The organism is Undibacterium sp. GW821-FHT11H02, assembly GCF_058808015.1.
This window is the reverse complement of record NZ_JBXARG010000005.1, coordinates 88,623-112,939: the sequence shown is the minus strand read 5'-3', so window position 1 is coordinate 112,939 and position 24,317 is coordinate 88,623. Positions and strand designations below refer to the sequence as shown.

13 protein-coding genes are annotated in these 24,317 nt (G+C 47.1%); 4 read left to right on the top strand and 9 right to left on the bottom strand.

What is annotated here, in order from left to right:
• Positions 1–6 precede the first annotated feature (6 nt).
• On the bottom strand, positions 7–1,725 hold the full coding sequence (locus AC1RR2_RS07060; protein WP_493221587.1) for a response regulator: 1,719 nt from the start codon (positions 1,723–1,725) through the stop codon (positions 7–9).
• A gap of 332 nt (positions 1,726–2,057) precedes the next feature.
• Between AC1RR2_RS07060 and AC1RR2_RS07055 the strand changes: the two genes are divergently transcribed.
• Complete coding sequence (locus AC1RR2_RS07055) at positions 2,058–6,143, top strand: sensor histidine kinase (RefSeq protein ID WP_493221586.1); 4,086 nt, start codon at positions 2,058–2,060, stop codon at positions 6,141–6,143.
• A 130-nt stretch (positions 6,144–6,273) separates the two neighbouring features.
• Entirely contained in the window at positions 6,274–10,362 is a 4,089-nt protein-coding gene (locus AC1RR2_RS07050; RefSeq protein WP_493221585.1) for a DEAD/DEAH box helicase, read from the top strand.
• A 1,398-nt stretch (positions 10,363–11,760) separates the two neighbouring features.
• Here the strand turns inward: AC1RR2_RS07050 and AC1RR2_RS07045 are convergent.
• From AC1RR2_RS07045 to AC1RR2_RS07025, 5 genes are all read right to left on the bottom strand, one after another.
• Positions 11,761–12,240 carry a hypothetical protein gene (locus tag AC1RR2_RS07045; protein WP_493221584.1) on the bottom strand — a complete coding sequence of 160 codons (480 nt, stop codon included), beginning with the start codon at positions 12,238–12,240 and terminating at the stop codon, positions 11,761–11,763.
• A gap of 9 nt (positions 12,241–12,249) precedes the next feature.
• Entirely contained in the window at positions 12,250–12,579 is a 330-nt protein-coding gene (locus AC1RR2_RS07040) for a hypothetical protein (RefSeq protein WP_493221583.1), read from the bottom strand.
• Positions 12,580–12,760: 181 nt separating this feature from the next.
• Positions 12,761–13,528 carry a LytR/AlgR family response regulator transcription factor gene (locus AC1RR2_RS07035; protein WP_493221582.1) on the bottom strand — a complete coding sequence of 256 codons (768 nt, stop codon included), beginning with the start codon at positions 13,526–13,528 and terminating at the stop codon, positions 12,761–12,763.
• 19 nt (positions 13,529–13,547) lie between these two features.
• On the bottom strand, positions 13,548–14,786 hold the full coding sequence (locus AC1RR2_RS07030; RefSeq protein ID WP_493221581.1) for a sensor histidine kinase: 1,239 nt from the start codon (positions 14,784–14,786) through the stop codon (positions 13,548–13,550).
• A gap of 150 nt (positions 14,787–14,936) precedes the next feature.
• Positions 14,937–15,650: a YceH family protein gene (locus AC1RR2_RS07025; RefSeq protein WP_493221580.1), complete on the bottom strand. Its 714-nt coding sequence runs from the start codon at positions 15,648–15,650 to the stop codon at positions 14,937–14,939.
• Positions 15,651–15,845: 195 nt separating this feature from the next.
• On the opposite strand from AC1RR2_RS07025, the gene AC1RR2_RS07020 reads away from it, so the two are divergent.
• Positions 15,846–16,388, top strand: a complete 543-nt coding sequence (locus tag AC1RR2_RS07020; protein ID WP_493221579.1) for a cytochrome b — start codon at positions 15,846–15,848, stop codon at positions 16,386–16,388.
• A gap of 76 nt (positions 16,389–16,464) precedes the next feature.
• Here AC1RR2_RS07020 and AC1RR2_RS07015 read toward each other — a convergent pair whose 3' ends face one another.
• On the bottom strand, positions 16,465–17,439 hold the full coding sequence (locus AC1RR2_RS07015) for an alpha/beta hydrolase (protein ID WP_493221578.1): 975 nt from the start codon (positions 17,437–17,439) through the stop codon (positions 16,465–16,467).
• Between the two features lie 172 nt (positions 17,440–17,611).
• On the opposite strand from AC1RR2_RS07015, the gene AC1RR2_RS07010 reads away from it, so the two are divergent.
• The gene (locus AC1RR2_RS07010; RefSeq protein WP_493221577.1) at positions 17,612–18,910 is read left to right on the top strand and encodes a dipeptidase; all 1,299 of its coding nucleotides are present in this window, start codon (positions 17,612–17,614) and stop codon (positions 18,908–18,910) included.
• 51 nt (positions 18,911–18,961) lie between these two features.
• On the opposite strand, the gene AC1RR2_RS07005 is transcribed toward AC1RR2_RS07010, so the two are convergent.
• Positions 18,962–20,146: a pyridoxal phosphate-dependent aminotransferase gene (locus AC1RR2_RS07005; RefSeq protein ID WP_493221576.1), complete on the bottom strand. Its 1,185-nt coding sequence runs from the start codon at positions 20,144–20,146 to the stop codon at positions 18,962–18,964.
• Positions 20,147–20,319: 173 nt separating this feature from the next.
• A complete protein-coding gene (locus tag AC1RR2_RS07000) occupies positions 20,320–23,982 on the bottom strand; it encodes a response regulator (protein WP_493221575.1) in 3,663 nt (1,220 codons plus the stop codon).
• Between the last annotated feature and the right edge of the window lie 335 nt (positions 23,983–24,317).

The following is a 24,317-nucleotide window of genomic DNA, read 5'->3' as shown; positions in this document are numbered from 1 at the left end:
TTGGTATCAAGCGCTGTGTAATTGATCCGATAGAGTGACGCCAGACAAGCTAAGGCTGGCCATTCTCAACATGGCTTCGACCTCTTCGCGATTACTCGGCTTACTTAAACAAGCATCAAAACCGGTTTGCAAATACGAGGCACAACTCTGCGCATCGTCATTACCCGAGTAAGCGATAATAAAACTGGGGGGCTGCGCATGTTGCGTCTGATATTGACGGATACCATGTAAGGCTTCGATACCGCCCATAATCGGCATATCAAGGTCCATGATAATGATGTCTGGACGTTGCAACATGACTTTTTCCAGTGCCATGCGACCATTGATTGCTGAGTCCAGCGTGTAACTTTCCTCAGGAATATACTCGCCCATCACCATCTGATTGAAATCATCGTCGTCCACCAATAATAAAGAAAACCTGACGCCCGTCGAGCTAGCGATATGCCCAGAGCCATCTTGAATTAAGGGCGTTACGCCATTACCAGGTCGCGTTGCCTGTGGTGCCTGGCTTCGGTTCAAAGTCAAACACAGCGTGGTACCTTCGGTATCTGAGGTCTGCATGCTTAAACTACCTCCCTGCACCGTCGCCAACAGATGTGAGGAATAGGTACCTAGCCCGGTACCGCCGCGCTTACCGGATGTCGCGTATTTAGCAAAAAATTGTTCACGCAGCGTGACAGGCACCGTGCCTTGATTATGGATGCGTAGCTGCACCTTGGCATCATCAATCAGTGTGATGTGTACGACACTATGTTCAGGCGCCGCTTCTACCGCATTTTTAATCAAATTCCCGAGTATGGAATAACATAAAGAATCATCGGCTTCGACATACACAGTGGGCGCTTGCTCTGGCAATTGTATGCTGACGAATTTAGACATTGCCTGTGCCCGCAATCCCACCGTAACAAGCTTGGCGATAGACAATAGATCTACCGCAGTGGGGCGAAAGACATAACTACCACTCTCCATGCGGAACAAATCCAAGGACAAATTCACCATGCTGATTGCGCGATTCGAAGCATGTTCTATCATGCTCAAAATTTCTTCCTCATGTGCAGACAAGGTGCGTCCAGCGCGAAATAATGAAGGCGCTGCGGCAATGCTGACCAAAGGGGTTTTCAGATCATGCCGGGCGATTCTTTCTACGTCTTCCAAGGTACGCAATGCTTGTTGCAGTGCCTGATTTTTTTCATCTAACTCATGCGTTCTTTGCTCCACGCGTTGTTCCAACAAGCGTTCAGATTCCTGCACCTTACTCAGCATCACAGCGAGTTCATTATTTAATTCGCGGAGCTGCTGATTTTGTTCGCACAAAGTGCGCTCATGTTCATAGGCCAAGAAGGCTGACTTCACGGTCAGAATAATATCGTCGTGATTAAATGGTTTTTCTAAAAACCGATATAAGTTAGCTTGATTAATCACTTTTTTGACGCCGTCAAAATCGCTTTGACCGGTCAACATAATCGTGATGGTTTTTGGGCTGCGTTGGTGCAATTGAATCAATAACTCATCGCCACGCATACCCGGCATGATGAAATCGGAGATGACTATACTCAGGTGCTGTCCTTGTTGCTCAAGGTCTTCCAATAACTCCAAAGCCTCGGCACCACTCTCCGCGATTTCTATCAACAAATCATTGCCCATTGCATGCGTCAGCAAAGTACGCAATGCAACTAAAACTGTGGTGTCATCATCGACACATAAAATGATTCCGCTATCGATCATAAGCTGCGCTACTGTATGGTCTGAAAAAATACAAAAACATGAAGACGATGAGTACATCGCCTTATCGATTTGATATATTGCTATGTCATTCTGAGATCCTGTCTGGAGCAGGATAAAACCCGAGTATCGCTAATCAAGTATTCCCGAATTTTCTAATGATCGCAAGCCTACTCGCACACAAAGTGTGCAAATTGAATTAGAAATGAGCAGATTCGGCAATACCATCACCAGTGGCACGGATAGTCATTGCTAATTGACCACATTCCTCACGCAGCATTGTGCGGCAATGCTACTATGCAAACACATTTCTTCCGGCTTTGAACAAACCAGCGATGCCTATCCTTCCAGCACTCACTGCTATCATCAGCGCAGCACTTTTGATATTAAGTCAAAGTATCTCGCTTGCTCATGCAGCAACTGCAACTTCGACAGCAAACGCCAAGCTTGAATCTAGTGATGTCGATAAAACGCTGTTGACCAATAAAGACTTCTCTTACGCCCAACATTATTTCGAGCGTATCGGCAATGAAGATTCTTTGCCTATGAATATCGTTACGGCACTGGCGCAAGATGCACAGGGTCTGATCTGGATAGGTACGCAAGGTGGACTGGTACGTTACGATGGTTATCATTTTGAAAAATTCGTACATAACCCACGCAATCCTGATTCGATTTCTGGCGATTATATTAAGAGTCTTTGGGCTGCACCTGATGGCAAGGTCTGGATCGGCAGTTTGAGTAGTGGCATCTCAATTTTCGATCCAAACACGGGAAAATTTTCTCCCTTACGTTACGGTAGCGAAGGGAAGCAAAGTTTAGATATAGGCTCGATACAGAGCATCAAAGGCGATAGTCGAGGTGGCGTCTGGATCGTAGGCTCAGAACAAGGACTCTTGTATTTAAGCCCGGATCGCAAACAGGCGACAGCGTATCGACATCGCGCCGATGATCCACTCAGTCTATTAGACGACAAAGTGCGCAGCATCTATCTCGATCAACAAGAGACGCTATGGATAGGTATGAGTAATGGCTTACAAAAACTCACCAAAAATAGCCCTCATTTTGAACTCGTCGCAACTGATTCCACGCAAAGTGACTCCTTGAGCGGGCACGAAATTCGCAGTATCTTCCAAGCGCAAGATGGCAAAATCTGGTTGGGCTTTGCAAAAAATGGCGCCGCCTGGATAGACCCCAATAGCCAGCAATTGCATAGAGTAAAACTAGACAATTTGGGACTTAATAGCTTCGGTGACAATGTCATCGACATCATCACGCAAGTGCGCCCTGAAGAAATCTGGCTCTCACGTTACGGCTACGGCATTTACATCTTAGATGCGGCTAGTGGTGAGCTTGTACACAGAATACGCAATGATGCCGCCGTGCCGGGCAGTTTGGCCTTCGATCAAATTGGTGCCATGTTGTTTGATCGCTCCGGCATGTTATGGGTAGGCTCCTGGGGTGGCGGTTTACAACGTTATAGCAATCATCAGGAAGCAGTGCGCATGCTACGCCACAGCCCGAATCGTAGTACAGGTCTGACCCGTTCCAACATACGCAGTATGCTAGAAACCAGTGACGGTAAAATCCTATTTGGCTCCGATGGCAATGGCATCGATATTTTTGATCGCCAATCAGGCTTAATCGGTGGTCATCGCACCGACAACGCCAGACCTGATAAAACCATCGCTGCCGCAGTCTTGGCTTTGACCCAAACCGCGGATCAAAGCATCTGGGCAGGTACGCGACAATCCGGCTTGCAAAGACTAGCGGCGGGCAAAAAAGATTGGCAAACTTATTCTGTGACACAAGGTCTGCCTAGCAATCAAATTCGTAGCATTTACACCAGTAAGAATGATGAACTATGGGTAGGCACGACTTTGGGGGTCGCGCTATGGAAAGCAGATCAACAAAAATTCATCAGCTTCAGCGAATTTTCTGGTGTCGCGATGAACAGTTATGTGACCTCGTTCACCGAAGATCAGCAAGCGCGCATTTGGATAGGTAGTGAATCTGGCTTGTGGATGTACCAACCAGGCAGCAAGCATTTACAACAAATATTGCATGATCCTATGTTGCGAGATAGCTTAAGTTCCAATGAAGTCAACGGCCTATTGGTCGACCGTCAGGGGCAATTGTGGGTCGATACCGCGCAGGGATTGGACAGACTGATAAGCTGGGATGGCAAGACCGCCAAATTTGAACACATCAGCGATCAACTCGGCCGCCCCGGCCTCTATTTTGGTGCCAATTTATTAGAAGACAAACTCGGGCGCATCTGGACACAATGGTTTGTATATGACCCCAAAACCAAGCGTCTACACGATTTATCTAAATCCAATGGGCTTGATATAGGCACGGCATGGGTAGGCTCTTATTTGCGCACACGAGATGGTTTATTTCTCTATGGTGGCACACAAGGAGTCGCGGTCATACGCCCAGAATTATTTCAAGCTTGGTCGTATCAACCACCGGTCGTTGCAACCGGACTTAAAATCAATGGTATCGATCAGGCTATGGGCTTACTCCAGCACGGCCTACAGTTACATCCTGAACAACGCCATTTTGAAATCGAAGTCGCCGCGCTCGATTACTTGTCGCCACAAAAAAATCGCTATGCATATCGCCTGCTTGGCTACCAAAATGAATGGATAGAAACCGATGCCTCACATAGAAACATCAGCTACGGCAATCTATGGCCAGGTGATTACACTTTGCAAGTCAAGGGCAGCAATCGGCAAGGCGACTGGAGCCCAATAGAGCTGTCGGTGGCGATAAAAGTACTTCCCGCTTTTTGGCAAACTTCATGGTTTATTACGCTTTGCTTGGTGTTGACCGGTAGTTTAATTTATACCTTGTACCGCTGGCGTTTAGCTCGTGTCAAAGAAGAGAAACGCAATCTACAAAAATTGGTCTCTGCCAGAACTGAAGATATTTTGCAATTAGCCGAAGCAGGTCAGGGTTTAACCGCAAGCCTGGATACCGAGCAAACCTTCGAAAAAATTCATAAACAAGTTTCTGCACGTCTCGATGCCCACGTGTTTGGCATCGCCTTTTGCGAAAACAGCGATCAGCCCGACGCATTGATAGAACTAGATTATCTAGTAGAAGACGGCGCCCGTCAGCCCCCGATTCAATACACGCTCAATGAACAACATACGCCCGCGGTCTGGTGCGTACGTCAAAAGCGCGAACTGGTGACGGCTAACCGCGAAGAATTATTACAATTCATAGGCAGTATCCCGCCCCTAAAGTATGGGCAGCCTATGGAATCCATCATCTATTTGCCACTCTTTGTCGAGGCCAAAGTCATCGGTTGCATGACAGTACAAAGTCCGCGTCAACAGGCCTATAGCCAAGATCAATTAGAATTCTTGCGCGCCTTAGCAAGCTATGTGGCAATCGCGGTCGCCAACTCACAGTCACATCGCCATTTATTAGACGCACAAAGACAATTAGCGCAACAAGAAAAAATGGCTTCGCTAGGGCAATTGGTTGCGAATGTAGCGCACGAAATTAATACGCCGATAGGCGCGATCAAATCGAGCGGTAATAATATTTCTACCGCACTCGACATGGCCATGCACGAGCTGGCTGATTTGATGGCGATACTCGATAAAGAAGCACGGGAATTATTTATAGCATTGATCGCGCAAGTCAAAGCGCAACAGCATCTGTTCAACACCCGCGAAGAACGGCAGCTGATCGCCAGCACCGCCGATGCATTAAACCGATTAGGATTAGACGATACGCGCCGCAAAGCCAAGGTCATGGTGCAACTACGAGCACAGCAGCAACTGGAACAATTCCTGCCACTACTCCAGCACCCAGAATCAGATCGTATATTACAAGCCGCCAGCTCCATCGCCGCCATCGTACACAGCGCAGAAAATATTCAAGTCGCGGTCGACCGCGTCTCAAAAATTGTATTCGCGTTTAAATCATTCAGCCGCATCGGCAATCACACTGAAAAAACTTTAGCCAATCTACGCGACGGCATGGAAACCGTACTCACGCTCTACCAAAACAAAATCAATCAAGGCACCGAGCTCATTTGCCAATTCGAAGAAATACCAGCGCTGCTATGCTGGCCGGATGAGCTGGTACAAGTCTGGGTCAATTTGATCCATAACGCACTACAAGCTATGAATTACCAAGGGCGACTGACGATAAGCATACAAAAAATCGACAACAACGCCGTCGTCAGCGTCAGCGATACCGGCGCCGGCATACCCGAGGCCATACGTTCCAAAATTTTTGACGTCTTCTTTACCACCAAGCCAGTAGGAGAAGGCAGTGGCCTGGGCTTGGACATCGTCAAAAAAATCATCCACAAACATAGGGGTAGTATCAGTTTTGAGAGTGAGACGGGTAAGGGGACGACGTTTATGGTTAGTTTGCCGTATGAGACTAAAACATAAAGTGATAAATCTCAAAGATTTTGCGGTAAGGTGTCAAATCTAAGCTAAACAATATGGTCAGTCGCGGTATAAGTTAAAATCCTGTCTATTTGCTTTTAGCCCATAAACACCCTCAAGCGCATTACACCTCATGTCTCAATTCGACCATCTAGCTCCTGAAGACTTTCCATTTTTGTATGCGCTTGCGCTGTTCGACGCGCCATTAAGTCAGGCTGCTATGTTGGAGCTTTTGCTGATGCGTAGGGAGTCGATTGGTAAAGCGGGTGAAATCCCTGGTATTTTGACGGTGCGCGATTATTTGGCGCGTTTGCATGAACAACAGTTGGTCGTGCCAATTAGCGGTAAAGGCTATGCCTTGGCAGAGGATTTACAGATGCCGGTTTTGCTGCATTTGAAGCAGCATGCGGATCTGGAAAATTGGGTTAGTAGCATTCGACAGCTGCTCGCAAAACGAAAAGAATATGATAATTGGAAAGCAAAAAACGCCGCCTTTTGCCGGCGTGAATTGCTGTTTTCCTTATTCATGAATAATGCTCAAGGAATGGCTTATTGGCGCGACGAATTTTTTTCCGCCAAAAGCGAAGACAGAACAACGCTGGCAGAAATCCTGTTCCGCAGTGCGCAGGGGGAAGAAATATTTTCAGGCTTTGATAAAGCGGCACAAGCCTTTCTACTTTCCGACCTCTTTTTTGACGCTAATTGGTACCTCATGGATGTGCGACGTGCCTACGATTACACGCACAGATATTTAGCGACGTTCGGTCCAGCTATAGTGTTTGTATTTGAACAGTTTGCCTGGCAATCCCTGTTGCGCGGTGAATTTGAGGTACTGGAAGCGATCGCCGATTTGTGTCCAGAATCGGAGCTAGCGAACTATCAATTCATACTCGCAATCAAAAAAAATGACTACCCAAAAGCCTTGGTTCTGAGTGAGGCCATCGTCAAGCAAATAAAACAGAAAACAGGGAAACGCAAAATACATCTGAGCGATGTATTGGGACTACTGTACACCGTGAGCCTACTGGCTTGTGATGCACCGGAACAGAGAAAAAAACTGAAAGAACATGTCGACGAAGGCATCAAACAAAACGATGGCTTCACCTATTATTTATTAGAGGCGCTGAGCAATCATCTAAGCCAAGGTGTCGCGCTGCAAGCCAAGCGTTATGTGCTGCATCGTCAGCTCAACGTTGAAACTCTGTTCGAGGGATTAGCGCTGTTCTGGGAAGATCAAGCGCAACGCGAAGATGCGCATGATCGTTTACAAGCGGCATTTCAGCTGTATCAAGAGCACGGTTATCATTGGCTGGCAGCGGAAGCCGATGCTCTGTTGGTCAAGCAATTTAAAGACCCCCCCCAATTGGCGACTTGGCATCAAGAGCGGCAATTGCAGCCTTTACTGCTAGCATTCAAAAAAGAAGAAAGCTGGCAACGAGCTTTGCAAGCACTAAGCAATTTGAATAGTGCGGAGCCTGAACATAAAAAAACCACCGCTGATACTCGTCTGGCATGGATGCTCAGCTTGTTACGCGACGATGCTCAGTTAGAACCGCGAGAACAAAAAGCCAGCGCCAAAGGCGTGTGGGGCAAAGGCCGTCCGGTGGCGTTAAAGCGCTTGTTAGAAGGAGACGAAGCACTGTCCTATTTGAGCGAACAAGATAAAAAAATCGCGAGCTGCATACGCAAAACTTACAGTGGCTATTACGGCGGCAGTGAATATATGTTGGATGTTGAAGCTGCCTTACCTCTGCTGTTGAATCATCCGCATGTGTATTGGGGCGATGCACCTGACACCCGAGTCGAGATCGTCAAGGGTGAGATCAGTTTATTACTGAAAGAAAAAAATCAGCAAATCAGCCTGCAATTAGAGCCCGCCTTACGACAAGACCAGGCCTACCTGATACGCAAAGAAACCCCGACCCGACTGCAGCTATTTAGCTCCAGTCCAGAGATCAAACAAATTGCGGGTATTTTAGGCACAGGCTTAACCGTACCGAGCGCCGCGAAAGGGCAACTAGTTGATGTGATCGCTGCGATCGCGCCGCATCTTTCCATCCATTCCGATCTACCAGAATTAGCGCAGCACATGCACACAGTAGCGGCTGACTCAACTTTATTTGCGCATCTACTTCCCTTGAAACAAGGCTTGCGGGTGCAAATTTTGGTGCGTCCTTTAGCGGAATCTGGCTGGTTCACGCCGGGTAAAGGCGCAGCCCACGTACTCGGCGAACACGAAGGCAAACCCGTACAAGCCAGCCGTGACCTCGCGCAAGAAAAAAACGCTTTGCAAAGCTTACTGAAAACTTGCACCGCCTTCTCTGAAGCAGAAGAGAACAATAATGAATGGCAATGGCAGGAACCAGAGCAATGCCTGGAGTTATTAACGCAACTAAAAGCGATACCTGAGACGCAATTGCAATTAGTCTGGCCCGAAGGCGAACGCTTCCGCCTGCAAGGTCAACGTGGTCTCGGCAATCTGCGGCTATCGATTAAAAAGCAAGGTGAATGGTTTATTGCTGGTGGTGAAATTAGTCTGGATGATGGCAGAATTTTGGCCCTGCGCGAGCTACTGCAGATGGCGGCGACCAGCAAGGGACGATTCTTAAAATTAGGGGATAACGAATTTCTCGCCCTAACCGACTCCTTCCGCAAACGTCTGGACGAACTGCGCCTGTTTGGCGAATTGAGCGGTAAAGAGGGCGTACGACTCAATCCCTTAGCCGCCGCCGCAATGGCAGAACTAGCAGCGGAAGCCGGTGAATTAAAAGCCGATCAAGCGTGGCGCGAACAAGTGAGCAAACTCGACGCACTGGCGCAATTTACACCGCAAGTACCGTCAACGTTACAAGCACAACTACGCGATTATCAATTAGAAGGTTTTCAGTGGCTGGCACGCTTAGCGTATTGGGGCGTGGGCGCCTGTCTTGCTGACGATATGGGCTTGGGTAAAACCGTACAAACCTTGGCACTCTTGATCGACCGCGCACCACTAGGCCCAGCCTTAGTGATTGCGCCTATCTCAGTCGCCATGAACTGGCAATCCGAGGTCGCCCGTTTTGCGCCGACCTTGCGCGTACGCGCCTATCAGCAACAACGTTCTTTAGAAGATTTAGGTGCTTTCGATATCGTCATCGCCAGCTATGGCATGTTGCAGCAAGATGCCAGTGCCTTTGCCAATATGCATTGGCATAGCGTGGTCTTAGATGAGGCGCAGGTTATCAAAAACGCTGCTACCAAACGCAGTCAGGCCGCGATGGCACTGCAAGCCGATTTCAAAATGATCGCCAGCGGCACGCCAATAGAAAATCATTTAGGTGAATTGTGGAACCTATTCCGCTTTATTAATCCTGGGCTATTAGGGTCAAAAGAAAGCTTCGCTGAACGCTTTGCCTTACCGATAGAAAAAGGCGACAAAGTCGCACGCGCTAATCTCAAAAAATTAATTCAAGCCTTCATCCTGCGTCGTACCAAGACACAAGTTCTCAGCGAATTACCGGCTCGTACCGAGATCAATCTACAAGTCGAACTCAGTGATGAAGAGCGGCATTTGTACGAAGCCTTGCGTCAAGAAGCACTAGACAAAATTAGTCAGGCCGATCCGAGCAAAGGGCAAGCCATGCAAGTACTGGCCGAGATCACCAAACTACGCCGCTTCTGCTGCCATCCAAAACTGGTCATGAAAAACGCCAAAATCAGCGGCAGTAAATTAAGTGTATTGCAAAGCACCGTAGAAGAATTATTAGAGAACCGCCACAAGGCACTGGTATTTAGTCAATTCGTCGATCACTTAGCTTTAGTACGCGAATGGCTGGACGAACAAGGCATTGCCTATCAATATCTGGACGGCAGCACGCCCGCTCTAGAAAGAAAAAAACGCGTCGATGCCTTCCAAGCGGGACAAGGCGATATTTTCTTAATCAGCTTAAAAGCGGGTGGCACCGGTCTCAACCTGACTGCCGCTGATTACGTAATCCATCTCGATCCATGGTGGAACCCGGCAGTAGAGGACCAAGCTTCCGACCGTGCCCACCGCATGGGACAACAACGCCCTGTCACCATTTATCGCCTGGTGACACAAGATACGATAGAAGAAAAAATCCTCGCCTTACATGCGGAGAAACGTGATCTGGCGGATAGTTTGTTAGATGGTGGAGATGGGGCGGCACGTTTAGATAGTGCGGCTTTGTTGAGGTTGATTCAGGATAATGGGGCGGGGTAGGTTTTGGTTTTTGGCGTTTTAATGTGATTGGATTTTAAGGTTTGAGTTTGTAGGGCAGGTGAAACTCGCGCTGTGTTTTTTTCGCGCAATTGATTTTTGTAAGTACTCATCGTTTGCAGGTCGGGTGTGGCCCGACCAGCGAACCTTAAGCATGTATGAAGGTGAATGTCAAAAACGAAAATTCGGTAACTCGTTTGCAAAAGTCAAAGCAAACTATAAACATGTCTGATACCGTGAACGGTGGGTTACGCTTACGCTAACCCACCCTACAAAAATATTACGACTTACGGGTTTTAATGTTTGGATGCGGATTAAATTTTATTGGCGTGATCGACTTTTGTAAGTACTCATCGTTCACAGGTCGGGTGTGGCCCGACAGCCAATTACCTTTTTTGCTTCGCCAAAAAAGGTAATCCAAAAAAGGCGACCGTAGACTCGCCCTGCGGGTGCTTACGCTGCGCTTCAGCATAATTTGTGCATCACAAAAAATGGGAAAGTGTTGAAACTCGCCTTCGGCTCAGACAGCAACACTTTCTTATCCATTTTCTGTGGCGCACAAATTACATCGTCTCAAACGGTAGTAGATCAAAAACAAAATCAAAAACAACCCCAACACCAACACCAAAACAATCGTGATCGACTGCAAGCCATTTTTCTGCTATCAGTTGTAGGTCTTTGTTTTTGACTCTCATCCACTTCTGACACTGCCAATTGTGCAGGACAGAAAATGGACAAAGAAAGCCTTGTGTTTGAGCGCAGCGAGTTTCAAGGCTTTCCCATTTTTTGTCCCGCACAATTGGGAAGCCGAAGGCCAGTGGCAGCGTGGTCGCCTTTTTTGGGTTACCTTTTTTGGCGAAGCAAAAAAGGTAATTGGCTGTCGGGCCCCCCCCCCGACCAGCGAACCTTAAGCATGTATGAAGGTGAATGTCAAAAACGAAAATTCGGTAACTCGTTTGTAAATGTCAAAGCAAACGATAAACATGTCTGATACCGTGAACGGTGGGTTACGCTTACGCTAACCCACCCTACAAAAACATTACGACTTACGAGTTAATTACAATTGTAGGTCGTTGTTTTTGAATTTGCCTTTGATCTACCACCGTTTGAGACGATGTAATTTGTGCGTCACAGAAAATGGATAAGAAAGTGTCGTTGTTTGAGCGAAGCGAGTTTCGACACTTTCCCATTTTTTGTGACGCACAAATTATGCTGGAGCGTAGCGTAAGCACCCCAACGGGGCGAGTCTACGGTCGCCTTTTTTGGATTACCTTTTTTGGCGAAGCAAAAAAGGTAATTGGCTGTCGGGCCACACCCGACCTGCAAACGATGAGTACTTACAAAAATCAATTACACGAATAAAAAAACACAGCGCGGGTTGCACCCGTCCTACAAATTACCTCAATCAATCCGACCAAATTCCTGCTGAATCCACTTCAAAGCAGAAGCCTGATTCAAACTAAAATCGGGTCGCACTTTGACTTTTGCAATTTGCTCCCCCTCAGCATCAAACGCACTCAAATAAGCATAAGGCTCATCTTCATCGGGAATGATTTGCAAACAGATTTTATAATCCATCTCCGCACCACTCACGATCAAATTCTTATTCAAAGTCGCATGCAATTGTTGCTCATGACGGCGAACGAATTCGCTGGCAGTTTTCACTAAAGTATTGAACGCATTGTGATCTAAAGGCTTAGGATTTTTTTTATCGCGTCCCATAGTCCATGGTCCAATCAACGCCGGTTCTGCCTCACCATCTTTATACATGGCGACCGCCCAGCCGTCGTCATCCTCATTCTTAATCACGCGTGCGGTCCAAGCTTTAGCCTGCCACACCCGCGCTTCTTGTATTAGTTCTAAATCTTGATCTGACATCATCGCGATCTCTTATTTCTTCACTGCGGCGGGTTTAGCTGAATTAAAGACTTTGACGATACGGACGCCCTCGCTACCTGTATCACAGGTGTAAGCGCCATCTTTTAATTGTATAAATTGTTCCGCCTCTAATTCGAGCACTTGTCCGTTGACGTTCAAAGCGCAGCTACCGGTCAAGACATAAACACGAAAGCCGTGTGAAGCTTTGATCGTGATGCTTTGGTTGGCTTCATAGGCATTGCTGTAAAACTTATAGTTTTCTGTAGGACGGTGTTGTTGGCGTACGCCGACTTCAGAGATGGCGGTGTCTGAAATATCAGACCAAGATTGAATTTGTGACATGGGAATTCCTAGGAAATAATGTTGAAGTGATATGTCTGCTGGGGGCTGTTTGCTTTTCCGTGTCTAATTTACATAGAAAACTCGGAAAATCGCCTAAACAGTGAAGAAGATGCCGGAGTATACGTGAAATTTGAGATTTCCGACTCAGGCATCAGCAAGAGCCAACTGAATGATCAGCGCTTCATTCTCTAAACAAATAAGTGAAATTCCGGCTCACCAAGAGTTTTTCATGACTACCTTTAATCAAGATCTGCATACGCTCCGCATCCAAACGCTCTGCTGCCAGAATCGCTTTGGTATTCACAACAGTAGATCTATGTACTTGCCAGAATTTTTCGCTATCCAAGCTATCGATTAAGTCTTTCAAGGCAGTGCGAATCAGCGCTTCGTAATCGGCGAGTACCACCCGTGTGTACTTGGTGTCCGATTGAAAAAACAAAACCTCATCGACATCAATTAATTTAATCTGCTTACCTACCGTCGCTTTGATCCATTTCATTTTTTCTGGCTTCGAGACAGCGGCGGACGCCGAGTTTTGCAGGCTTTGTTGCAAACCACTTAGTAAGCTAGAGAGATCACTAGGTACCGCATGCAATTTTTCTTTGAGTCTTTCTATCGTTTTTTCCAGACGTTGCTCTTGCACCGGCTTGAGCAAATAATCGACGGCACCCGCATCGAAAGCCTCGATCGCGTACTGATCATAGGCCGTAATAAAAACAATATGCGCCGCTTTGCCTATCTTTTTTGCGACTTCAATTCCAGACATACCAGGCATGCGGATATCCAAAAAGACGACCTTAGGTTCAAACTCTAAAAAACCATCCCAGGCATCATTCCCGTTCTCGGCCACTTTCACGATCTCGGCCTGCGGCCAGCATCTTTCTAATTGCCCGAGCAAGCGATCACGCATCAAAGGCTCGTCTTCGGCCACTAAGATTTTTATCGTCATTGGATCATCCTGTTTTAAATCATGTCGACACATTTGGTACCAGCGGCAGCGTGATTTCCGCGATGACGCCGCCCGCTTCTACTTCACTAATATCGAGTCCAGCCTTTGCTGAATAGGCGAGGCGCAGGCGATCACGAATATTTTGCAAACCTATACCATTGCTTGGTTTGTCACTTAAGCCCACGCCCGTATCTCGCACCGTAATACAGAGATCACTACCCAAGGCCGCTGCGCTAATGTGAATGCTGCCGCCACGAATTGATGGTTCCAGTCCATGCTTGATCGCATTCTCCGCCAGCGTGAGCAACACCATACTTGGGATCTTATAGTTGGCAAATTGCGTCGGCAAATCCATGCTAAATGTCAAACGATGCGCCATACGTACTTGCATCACTTCCAGATAAGCCCTCACCATGGCGAACTCTTCTTCCAAAGTAATTTGCTCGGCACGCATTTCACTCATACTGGCACGTAAAAAGACGATCAGGTTGGCGGTTAACTCGGCGGCCTTTGATTCACCATGCGGCCCCTTGCTACCCTGCTCTGCTAATTGCTGTACCGCGCCCAAAGTATTAAAAAGAAAATGTGGCTCTATCTGCGCCCGCAATAAACGTAATTGTGATTCGCTGAGTTCACGCGCAACTTTCTCGCGTTCGGCTTCCCATTGCATCTGTGTGGCGATACGTTCATAACCCATATTGCGCCATGCTGCTACCGCGCCCACTAAAATGCCATATATGACACTCACAACCGCCGATGCCAAAAAGATGCTCGGTGCTCGCTCTTGTATCGCAGATAAAAGTGGTTTATTTTTCAGTAAGGCACCGATTGCGCTTCCTACGAAAGCGCCGCCAATTATGCCTGCTTGAGTTAACAGAAGAATCTTGTATTTTTTCTCGACGATACGCCGATAGTTAAACCAGATACCGGTCAAGCCAGCCAACAGACTAAAACCCAACAGGTTCGCGATCAGAATCGCTGATGTCATACCTAAACTGGTTTTCCAGAAGGTGATAGAAAGACCAATAGCACAAAAAAATAAAGCACAAGCGGCTAATGCACGCCATAAGCGCCAGCCATTATAGGTACTACAAAATTGATGCAACTGCCTGCGCTCTATCGTCGACAACTGAGCCAGACGTTGCGCGAGCTTCTGGTTTAGCGTTCCTTGCACCTGCTGCGCCAACTCAGGTTGGAGCATGATCGCCATCAGTTCATCATTCCAAGCCTGATACCAGGCGGCTAATCGTCTCCACATCGTCATTTCCCTCGCCTTCTGTCAAAGTAAGCTTATGCTAAATCGCTTCACACCTGCTTTCCAGGCAAATACGATCAATGACGAAAACGCTGGGTTCAAATACGATTTGTTTAGATTTTGTAGCATGCGGTTTGAGTGTGAAACCGCCAATTACTCAAACTGCTTGGCGAATTGAGAGAACTGTTCAGTCAACTCTGAGACTTGCTGTCGCAGCGTTTGTACTTCATTTTCAAGTGCTGTTATACGGTCTGCGTTGCTAGCACTGACCTCACTTCTATACGATTCTACTGGTCGGACTGAAAGAGCTTGGGCATCTTCTTCAGTACAACTTAATAAATGTACATAACGCGCTTCTTTGCTGCCAGGTGCTTTAGGCAAGCGGGTCACCAACGGTGGGTATTTATCCATCAAATAAGTCAAGCTTTGCTCTACTTGTTCGACCGAAGAAAACTCATGCAAGCGACCACAACGATTGCGAATTTCTCCTGCCGTTTGCTCACCACGCAACATCAAAGTGGCGAGCACCGCTAGCTTATCTTGATCGAATAGATATTTAATCCTGAGTCTATGTTCATACTTCGCCACCCGAGCGCCCGCTTGATGGATTACACCTGCCAGTTTTTTCAGTACCAGCCTATCAATCGCCTGCACCACGTCGTCTTCAGTCAAATTCATCACAGGATCACGACTGCTTAATTGATTGCAGGCGTTCACCAGCGCATTGAGAGACATGGGATAATTATCTGGCGTTGCGGCTTCTTTCTCAGCTAATGAAGCCAAAACTCTAACCTCTGTGGCATCGAGCAGCGCCGATTTCGGACCGCTACTTTCGTGATTACTGGTCGTGATGGTCTCTTGATTCATATCAATCCCAAGGAAGGTTTTAGGTTTTTTCTGTTTTTTGCTAGTATAAAGGTTTAGCTCAACAATAAGGATAGTAAGTCCAGATTTGGACAGCTGTCCTTGACTAGTCCATTATATTTTCCTAGCTTCATTGTCTCTCACGATTTCAATTGGCAAATTGCTAGGGCTTGTTCCATTACCTGATTAGGATAAACCATGAACAATTCTCTCACGAAGAATGCGCACTATCACAAACTTAGTATAGGTCTGCATTGGCTTATGTTATTCCTCTTGATCGCCGTCTATGCCACGATAGAACTACGTGAATTTTTCCCCAAAGGTAGTGATCCACGCAAAGCGATGAAAATGTGGCATTTTATGTTGGGTTTGTCCGTCCTAGCGTTTGCCGTCGTTCGCTTGATTGTGCGCTTGCGTAATCCTACGCCAGCGATTGTGCCGGCACCGCCGAAATGGCAAGCGATGATCGCGAACCTCATGCACTTTGCACTTTATGGATTAATGTTGGGTATGCCGATTGCGGGCTGGCTGATCTTAAGTGGCGAGGCACAAGTCATACCGTTTTTTGGTTTTGAATTACCGCCCTTGATGGCGCCAAACAAAGAACTGGCACATCAGATCGAAGACTTACATGTGACTTTTGGAAAAACCGGCTATTTCCTGATTGGCCTGCATGCCTTAGCAGGTCTGTATCACCACTATGTGGTCAAAGATAATACTTTACGTCGCATGCTGCCGTGAATCTACCCTCGCAGGTAACAAAAAAAGCCGATAAACCAAAATGTTTATCGGCTTTTTTTCACACAATTTTCTGAATTCACTTCTGCGCAAAACTTTTCTTCAAAAAATTAATCAAGGGATTAATGAAGCTTGGATCTAAATAAAGATAGGGATTGCTATACGAGGCCACTTGTTCCTTTAAATCCATAGGCACTTGCTTCAAAATATGATTCATACCTTTGATCACATGTAATTGCGCCATAGGTTGCGACTTGGACAATAGCAAAGCTTCACTAACGGCTACCTGAATATCGGTATCGCCCTGAAAGATCGCCACCGGCATTTTTAAAGTTTTAATCACCTCAGCCGGCACTACACTAAACCAAGAGATCAAATACGGCTGCACACTGGGTCGGTACAAAGCTAATAAGGGCGCAGGAATTTCTTGCACCAATTCGCCTTTTTCTAATTTACTCAAGATAGTTTCATTCAACTTCAATAAATCGGGCGGCAATTTATCTTGCAATTGCGTACGCAGAATTTTTGAAGCAGATCGTGCCGGGCCGGCTAAAGAAACATAGGCAGCGACATCGCTGCTTTGTGCTGCCAGCAGGCCTACACTAGCGCCTTCACTATGACCAATAATAGCAACTCCAGAAAAACGCGGATCGGCATTGAGTTGCTTGACCCACGCCTGTACGTCAGCGACATAAGCTTGAAAACGTAGTTCTTCCTCCGATTTTCCAGCGGCGAAACTTTCGCCTATGCCGCGCTTGTCATATCGCACGCTGGCGAAGCCGGCAATCGCCAATTCTTCTGCCAACATTTTCAGACTATCATTTTTGCCTTGCAATGCAGGGCTATTACCATCTCTGTCGGTGGGTCCAGAACCCGAAATCAACAAGATCACCGGTGGCTTGACCTTATGCCCCGGGATTAACAAACTGCCATACAGCGTATTCGCGCCCTCACCCGAGGTGATGCTGGACTTTAAAAACTCGGCATGTGCTTGCGCTGCCAAGCCTAAAGTGAGCACCCAAACACAAAAGAGCAATCGGTTTTTAAGTTTCATAAGCCTCACCATTCAAATCGAATCTGACATTTTTTACATCACAAAACTGTACCTGAATTTGCACATAAATTCCAGATCACCCACTGAGAAGTTGTGCGTTTCTGCGAAGCCGCCTATGCTGTAGCACTTTGGCGTCGCCACCTGATCTGCCCCTCTTTTGGAAACCCTCATCATGAAAAAAATCAAGCGATTGCTGCTTATTCCCGCTCTGGCATGCGGACTTGCCTGCGGCCCTCTTACCTACGCCCAAACAATGCCAAAAGATGCTGATCCTCAGCTATGGACACGCGCCCTAAAAATACATCGTAGCGCTATCATCGTCGACGGTCACAATGATATTACTACCCCCTTGGTCGACGAAGACTTTAATCTGGCGAGCAATACCATGGGCCAATTTCATCGCGATGGCGACCCCTTCCATACCGATCTGACACGACTCAAAGCAAGCGGCGTGACCGGCGATTTTTTTTCTATTTATGTTTCAGGTGACAGCTTAAAAACCGGTGGCGCCATGCACAGAGCGATGGACATGATAGATGCGCGCAACCGCGAAGTCGAAAAACATGGGAAATTTTTAAGCGCTTGTGAAAGCAGTGCCGATATCCGACTAGCCAAACAACAAGGCAAAGTCTGCGCTTTGATGGGCATAGAAGGGGGTTACGCGATAGAAAATTCCCTGCATGCCTTGCGCAACTTCTACCGCCTCGGCATACGTTATATGACATTGACCCATAACGTCTCGCATGACTGGGCGGATGCCCACGCAGATGTCGCGAAGAACAATGGCTTAAGCGGTTTTGGCAAAGACGTGGTGAAAGAGATGAACCGGCTTGGTATGTTGCTGGACATTTCACATGTCTCAGAAAAAGTCATGCACGATGTGCTTGATATCTCCAGCGCACCTATCATCGCTTCACACTCAGGTGCTCGCGGCATCAACGACCATACGCGCAATGTGCCAGATGCAGTGTTGAAACGTCTGGCAAAAAATGGCGGCGTCATTATGATTAATTTTTTCCCCGCTTTTCTTGATGCCAGAACCAATCTAGAAATGCAGCAACGTGGCGAAAAACTGAAATCTGAACTCAGCACTTTGCAAGCAAAATTTAAAGACCGTCCCCAGGCTTACCCTGAAGCCGAGCGTCAATTACTAGCACAACACCCTATCTATATCAGCAGCTATACCCGCATCGTTGATCACATCGATCACATCAGAAAAATTGCGGGCATCAATCACGTAGGTCTGGGTTCAGACTACGATGGCATTCCTATGCTGCCAGCGGGCATGCAAGGAATGGAAGATCTGGCCTTAGTCAGCTACGAAATGCTGCGCCGTGGCTATACCGAAACCGAAATTAAGAAAGTCTTAGGTGAAAACTTTTTACGTGCATTTGCCCAAGCTGAAAAAATCGCAAACAGTCGTCATCGCACTATCAGCGGTGACGGCAGTCTCAGTAAGCTGCCTAAATAAGCTACCTAAATAAGCTGCCCAAATAAACAACAATCAATTATTTGACTGGGCTTAACGAGAACGCCAAGTTTTCAAACCACGCGCAATACGTTCCACCGCTTGCTCCAAACGGCTTAGATTTTGGGTATAGGCAAATCGCACATGCTGATGTGATTGATGCTGACCAAAATCTAGCCCAGGCGTGAAGGCGACAAATTCGGTTTCTAAAAAATGCTGGCAGAAAGCATACGCATCACCGCCAAAATCACTGATGTTGGCATACAAATAGAAAGCACCTTCTGGCTCCACTACAATTTTAAAACCAAGATTTCTTAACGCCGGCAATAAGAAATCTCTGCGTCGTTCAAACTCGTGCCGACGCTCTTCAAATATCGCGATGGTGCGGTCTTCGAAACAAGCAAGCGCTGCGTATTGCGCAATACTGGGTGCGCTAATATACAAATTTTGCGCCAGCTTTTCCAGATCCGACACAGCGTCTTCTGGCGCTACCAACCAACCTAGACGCCATCCCGTCATGCCAAAATACTTGGAAAAACTATTCAACACGAAGGCTTCATTATCGACTTCCAATACGCTGCTGGCATCCACACCATAGGTCAAGCCATGATAGATCTCATCGACCACCATATGCCCGCCCTGTGCACGAATCGCCTGCGACAAAGCCTGCAATTGTTCACGGCTGAGCAAAGTTCCGGTGGGATTGGCGGGTGAGGCAAGTAAAGCGCCTACGGTCTCTGCGTTCCAATGTTGCGAGACTAATTCTGGCGTCAATTGATAATTTTGTTGAGGTGTGACGGGCACCAATTGCGCCGACGCTTCTATCAAGCGCAAAAAATGTCGATTACAGGGATAACCAGGATCGGCCATGAGCCAATGCTTACCCGGGTCCACCAGCAAACTAGTCGCGAGTAACAAAGCACCAGAGCCTCCCGGCGTAATTAGAATGCGACGTGGGTCTATATTCAAACCATAACGCTGTTGATAAAAACCACTGATTGCCTGACGTAATTGCGGCAAGCCACGAGCTGCGGTATAACTGGTTTTACCGGCGGCCAATGCCGCCTGACCCGCCTCAATAATAGGCGCCGCCGTCACAAAATCGGGCTCTCCGATTTCCAGATGAATCACATCATGTCCCGCTGCTTGTAGCTCATTGGCGCGGGCTAACAAAGCCATTACGTGAAAAGGTTCTATCGCTCGACTGCGCGCGCTATAGGTCTTGCCAAAAGTAGTCATATCATTGCCGAAAATGAGAAAAGCAAAATAAATCGATGCAAGCTTATTGCAGGCGCACAGTGTAGTGACTAAATCCTGATTTGGGAAATATGCAAACCTAATTGCGCCATCACGAGAAGTGATATGGAAGAAGTAATAGGCAAATTGAGAATTTAAATTTGCAGCTTGCTTACCTAAGTTTTATCCAACAAAGACAAGGCCTCATCATATTCATATTGTGCAATATGTTGATTTAAGCGCTCTAGCAGTGTGCCATCGAAGAGACGCATCAAAGCCAAACGATGTTCCTCAAAAAACTGCGGACAATCACCGCTATAGTTGACCAGTTGTTCGCGCAATTGTTGCAAGACTGTCGCCAACATGTCATGACTAAAATCGGCAGCGCCTTCATGTTCAAGCGCTGTGACGTGATACGCGGCCGACTCTTGCACCGGTAGTCGCTGTTGTAACTCGCCCAACACCAGACTTAAAGACTTATCTAATCTTTGCCAGATAGGCGTCAACTCGTCCTGCACTTCCTGGCTGTTGATCGTTTCGTCAGTACAGTTATTCAGTGAACACTCCAATTGCATTGCGTCTAACTGAACTTGTTGAGCACCTATACTGCCGGCCAATCCTTTTAAAGTATGCACCAGCATCGCTGCCTGACTCAATTGGCCACACTCTATCGCATTGCGTAATTGCGCAGCAGTGCTTATTTGTCCCTCACAAAATCGACGTAAAACTTTCAGATATAAGTCTTGTTTGCCCATCATTTGACCAAGTCCCTGCACGCTATCAATATGCTTGAGACTGCTAAAATCGTATCCGGCTGTGGCGCTAGCTTCGCCACGATTTTCATTAATGTAGACGTGGTCGTAGGCAGTCAATTCTTGCTGTACATGAAGCGCTTCTGGCGCACTCGCCTTGTATTCTAACCAGCGTGCTAAGGTAGTGAATAAGGCATCCGGTTGCACTGGTTTCGCCAGAAAATCTTGCATGCCTTCGTCCATACAACGTTGCCGCACGTCGGCCATCGCATGCGCAGTCATGGCGATAATTGGCACGTGATTCAAATGTGGATTCTGACGTATCTGGCGCGTCGCCTGATGGCCATCCATGCCTGGCATTTCCAGATCCATCAGTATCAAATCATAGTAGTCATCATCAGCGGCATGCAGTTTATCCAGAGCTTCTTGACCGGCCGCAGCGAGCTCAACCCGTATTCCCACTGTCGCTAGCAATTCCACCGCTATCTGTTGATTGGTTTCATTGTCTTCGACCAGCAAGACGCGGGTGTCCGCATAATGATATTGCGCACTAAAGATAGTACGGCCTATCTGTAGCAAGGCCGATTCACTACAGGTATGGAAAGGTAAGAAAAATTCAAAATTAGAACCCGCTCCCAAACGACTTTGTACATGGATGCTGCCACCCAATAATTCCACTAGTTGACGCGAGATCGACAATCCCAAACCAGTACCACCAAATTTGCGACTGGTAGAACTATCCGCCTGATTAAATGCAGAAAACAAACGCTGCATTTGTGCCTCATTCATACCGATACCCGTGTCACAGACGGAAAAATGGAGTTCCAAGGCTTGTTCTGTAGGATTACTCCTGTCAAAATCCTCCGCGCTACGCAAATCAAGTGCAATACGCACGCGACCACTCTCAGTAAATTTAATCGCATTATTCACCAGATTGATCAAAATCTGCCCCAGTCGCATGGCGTCCCCGACCAGGAAACGTGGAATATACTCAGGTATGTCCAATACCAATTCCAGGCCCTTGTCATGCGCCTTTTGCACGGTGACCGTATGCACATGCGAGATCACATCATCCAAAGAGAAGGGGCTAAAATCAACTTCCATTTTGCCCGCTTCGATTTTAGAAAAATCGAGAATATTATTGATAATGCCAAGTAAGGCATTACCCGCATCATGAATTTTACTCAGATAATCTCGCTGCTTCGCTGTCAGGTCAGTGCGCAAAGACAAATACGCCAATCCTATGATCGCATTCATAGGCGTGCGAATCTCATGACTCATGGTAGCGAGGAAAGTGCTCTTGGCTTCATTCGCCAGCTCGGCCATTTCGCGAGCACGTAATTCCGCCGCGATTTTTTCTGCCAGCATTTGTTGATGACTGCGTTGCGCCTCTGCTTGTAAATCTTGATCAAACAGAGAAGCAGTGTGGATGATGGAACGAATCTCATCAGGACGATATTGATTAAAATCGAGCTTACCACCGATGAGCAAAATACCTGTTAATTGCCCACGGTGAGTAAACGGCACCAACAAGGCATTTTCGCCAGTAGAACCTTGCAAAGAAAGTGGCAGACGAGAACTCAACATGCGCGCCAGATCACCACCAAGGGCATGAATACGGTTGGGACCATCTTCAAAATCACCGGTGATCAAAGTGCAAAAGCCCTCATGACAATGATAGATTGCCGTGCGTGCCCCGCCGGTATAAGCGCGCAAGGCATCGAGATAGTGCGCAGCTAATGCTTCCTGTCCCGTGATATTGGCCGCATTGGCCACCGCGATTTGCAAAGCTTCTTCCTGCGCTCGCCATTTAGGGTACAACCAGGTTCTGACTAACTGCTCGGCGCCAGCCCGAAACGGTTTGTACAAAGCGATCAGAATCAAACCGCAGACCACATCAAACAACAAAGTTTGCCAGCGCACTTGCAGCGTCAACATGGGTGCAATTAAATACTGCATGAGCACCAAACAACCGAGTATGCCACCCGTCACCAAGGCATACACGCTAAAGCGATTGATCGCAAAACTAAAATCAAATAAGCGATTACGCAACAAGGCATAGCCCAGGCCGCAATACGCAAGGAAAATAATCGAAGAATTAAAAAATTCAAAATACGCCACCGCGCGTTCTTCGTCCATGATGCGGAACAAATTATGGAACAGATAAATCGCATAGATATTTCCCATGCAAAATCCTATCCACGCCAAACGCTGACGCGTAATACCGTTACTGACCCGCCATGAAATCGCCAGCGCACCTAGAGACAAAACCACAGAAGCAATCGCCAGACAACGACGCAGCATGCGCAAATTCACCCATTCTCTGACTTCCCACGGCAGTATGCCCAGTTTCAAAAAAATGTGGTACAGGGTATAACTGGCAAACAAACCGGCATACACATAAAAACCGTAGCGCACCCAAGGCAGACGCCAATGTGGCCGGTCTTCAGGAAAAATCAGACAAAAATAGGTAAAAAACACATATCCGACAAAGAGTTCTATCGGAAACAAATAGACACTCAGAAAATCTTGTAGCGCACCACCAGGCAAGTAAGGAATGAAGGTATCAGGAATAATCACCAACATGGCAATCGCCAAGATACGCATCGCACAACTTGCCAAATGACGCCAGGAAATCAAGGTAATAATCAATAAAGCGATATAGGTCGTCGCGAACTGTACCAAGGTGATTGCTTGCCAAATCGTCGCATGCGCCAGATTTTTTAAAATGGGTTGGACCGACAAGGTTTCAAAGCTATCGATATTCGACGACGAGCGGTACAAACGCAATGGCACGCGATCTTGTCGCGCCAACAAACGGCCATCATCGCCAGGATGTTCAAAGACCACATGGTCACCGACCTTGGCTCCGGCCGCGGCTAAAGGCGACGCAGGGACAATTTTTTCAATTGGCAATCGATAGTCTTGATCCGGCGCGCCAAACACGACACCTAATTCAGCGGCCACTTCTGGTGCCGCCGCTCGTTCCCATTGCTTGGTCGCCCAAATATTCAGCACGCCAAAGACCAAGACCAGACTGAGCATCAGTGTCTTAAATTGCGTATTGCTGAGTAAGGCAGACTTCATTTTTCTAAACTCTAAAAATCAGGATGGAATCATGCGACACAGGACATGGAGCAAACGAAGCGAGATCGTGACAAGACTGAACACACTATTACCATAAAATAAAGCAGTCTCTTTATTTTGAGAAACTCAATTCTAAATGTGAAGCGCATATTTCTAGGTGTTTTTGCAGAAATATTGTATTAAATCACTGAGATTGTGGTGCAAAGGTAGCTATAAAATGCGGCTTGGCAGACTAAACCGCACTGATGGAGCAAGAGCAGCAAGACCTTCAATTCTCTTAGCCTCGAGTATTCATGCTAATTTAGTATCACTACCGCATCATGACTTCTTATGCA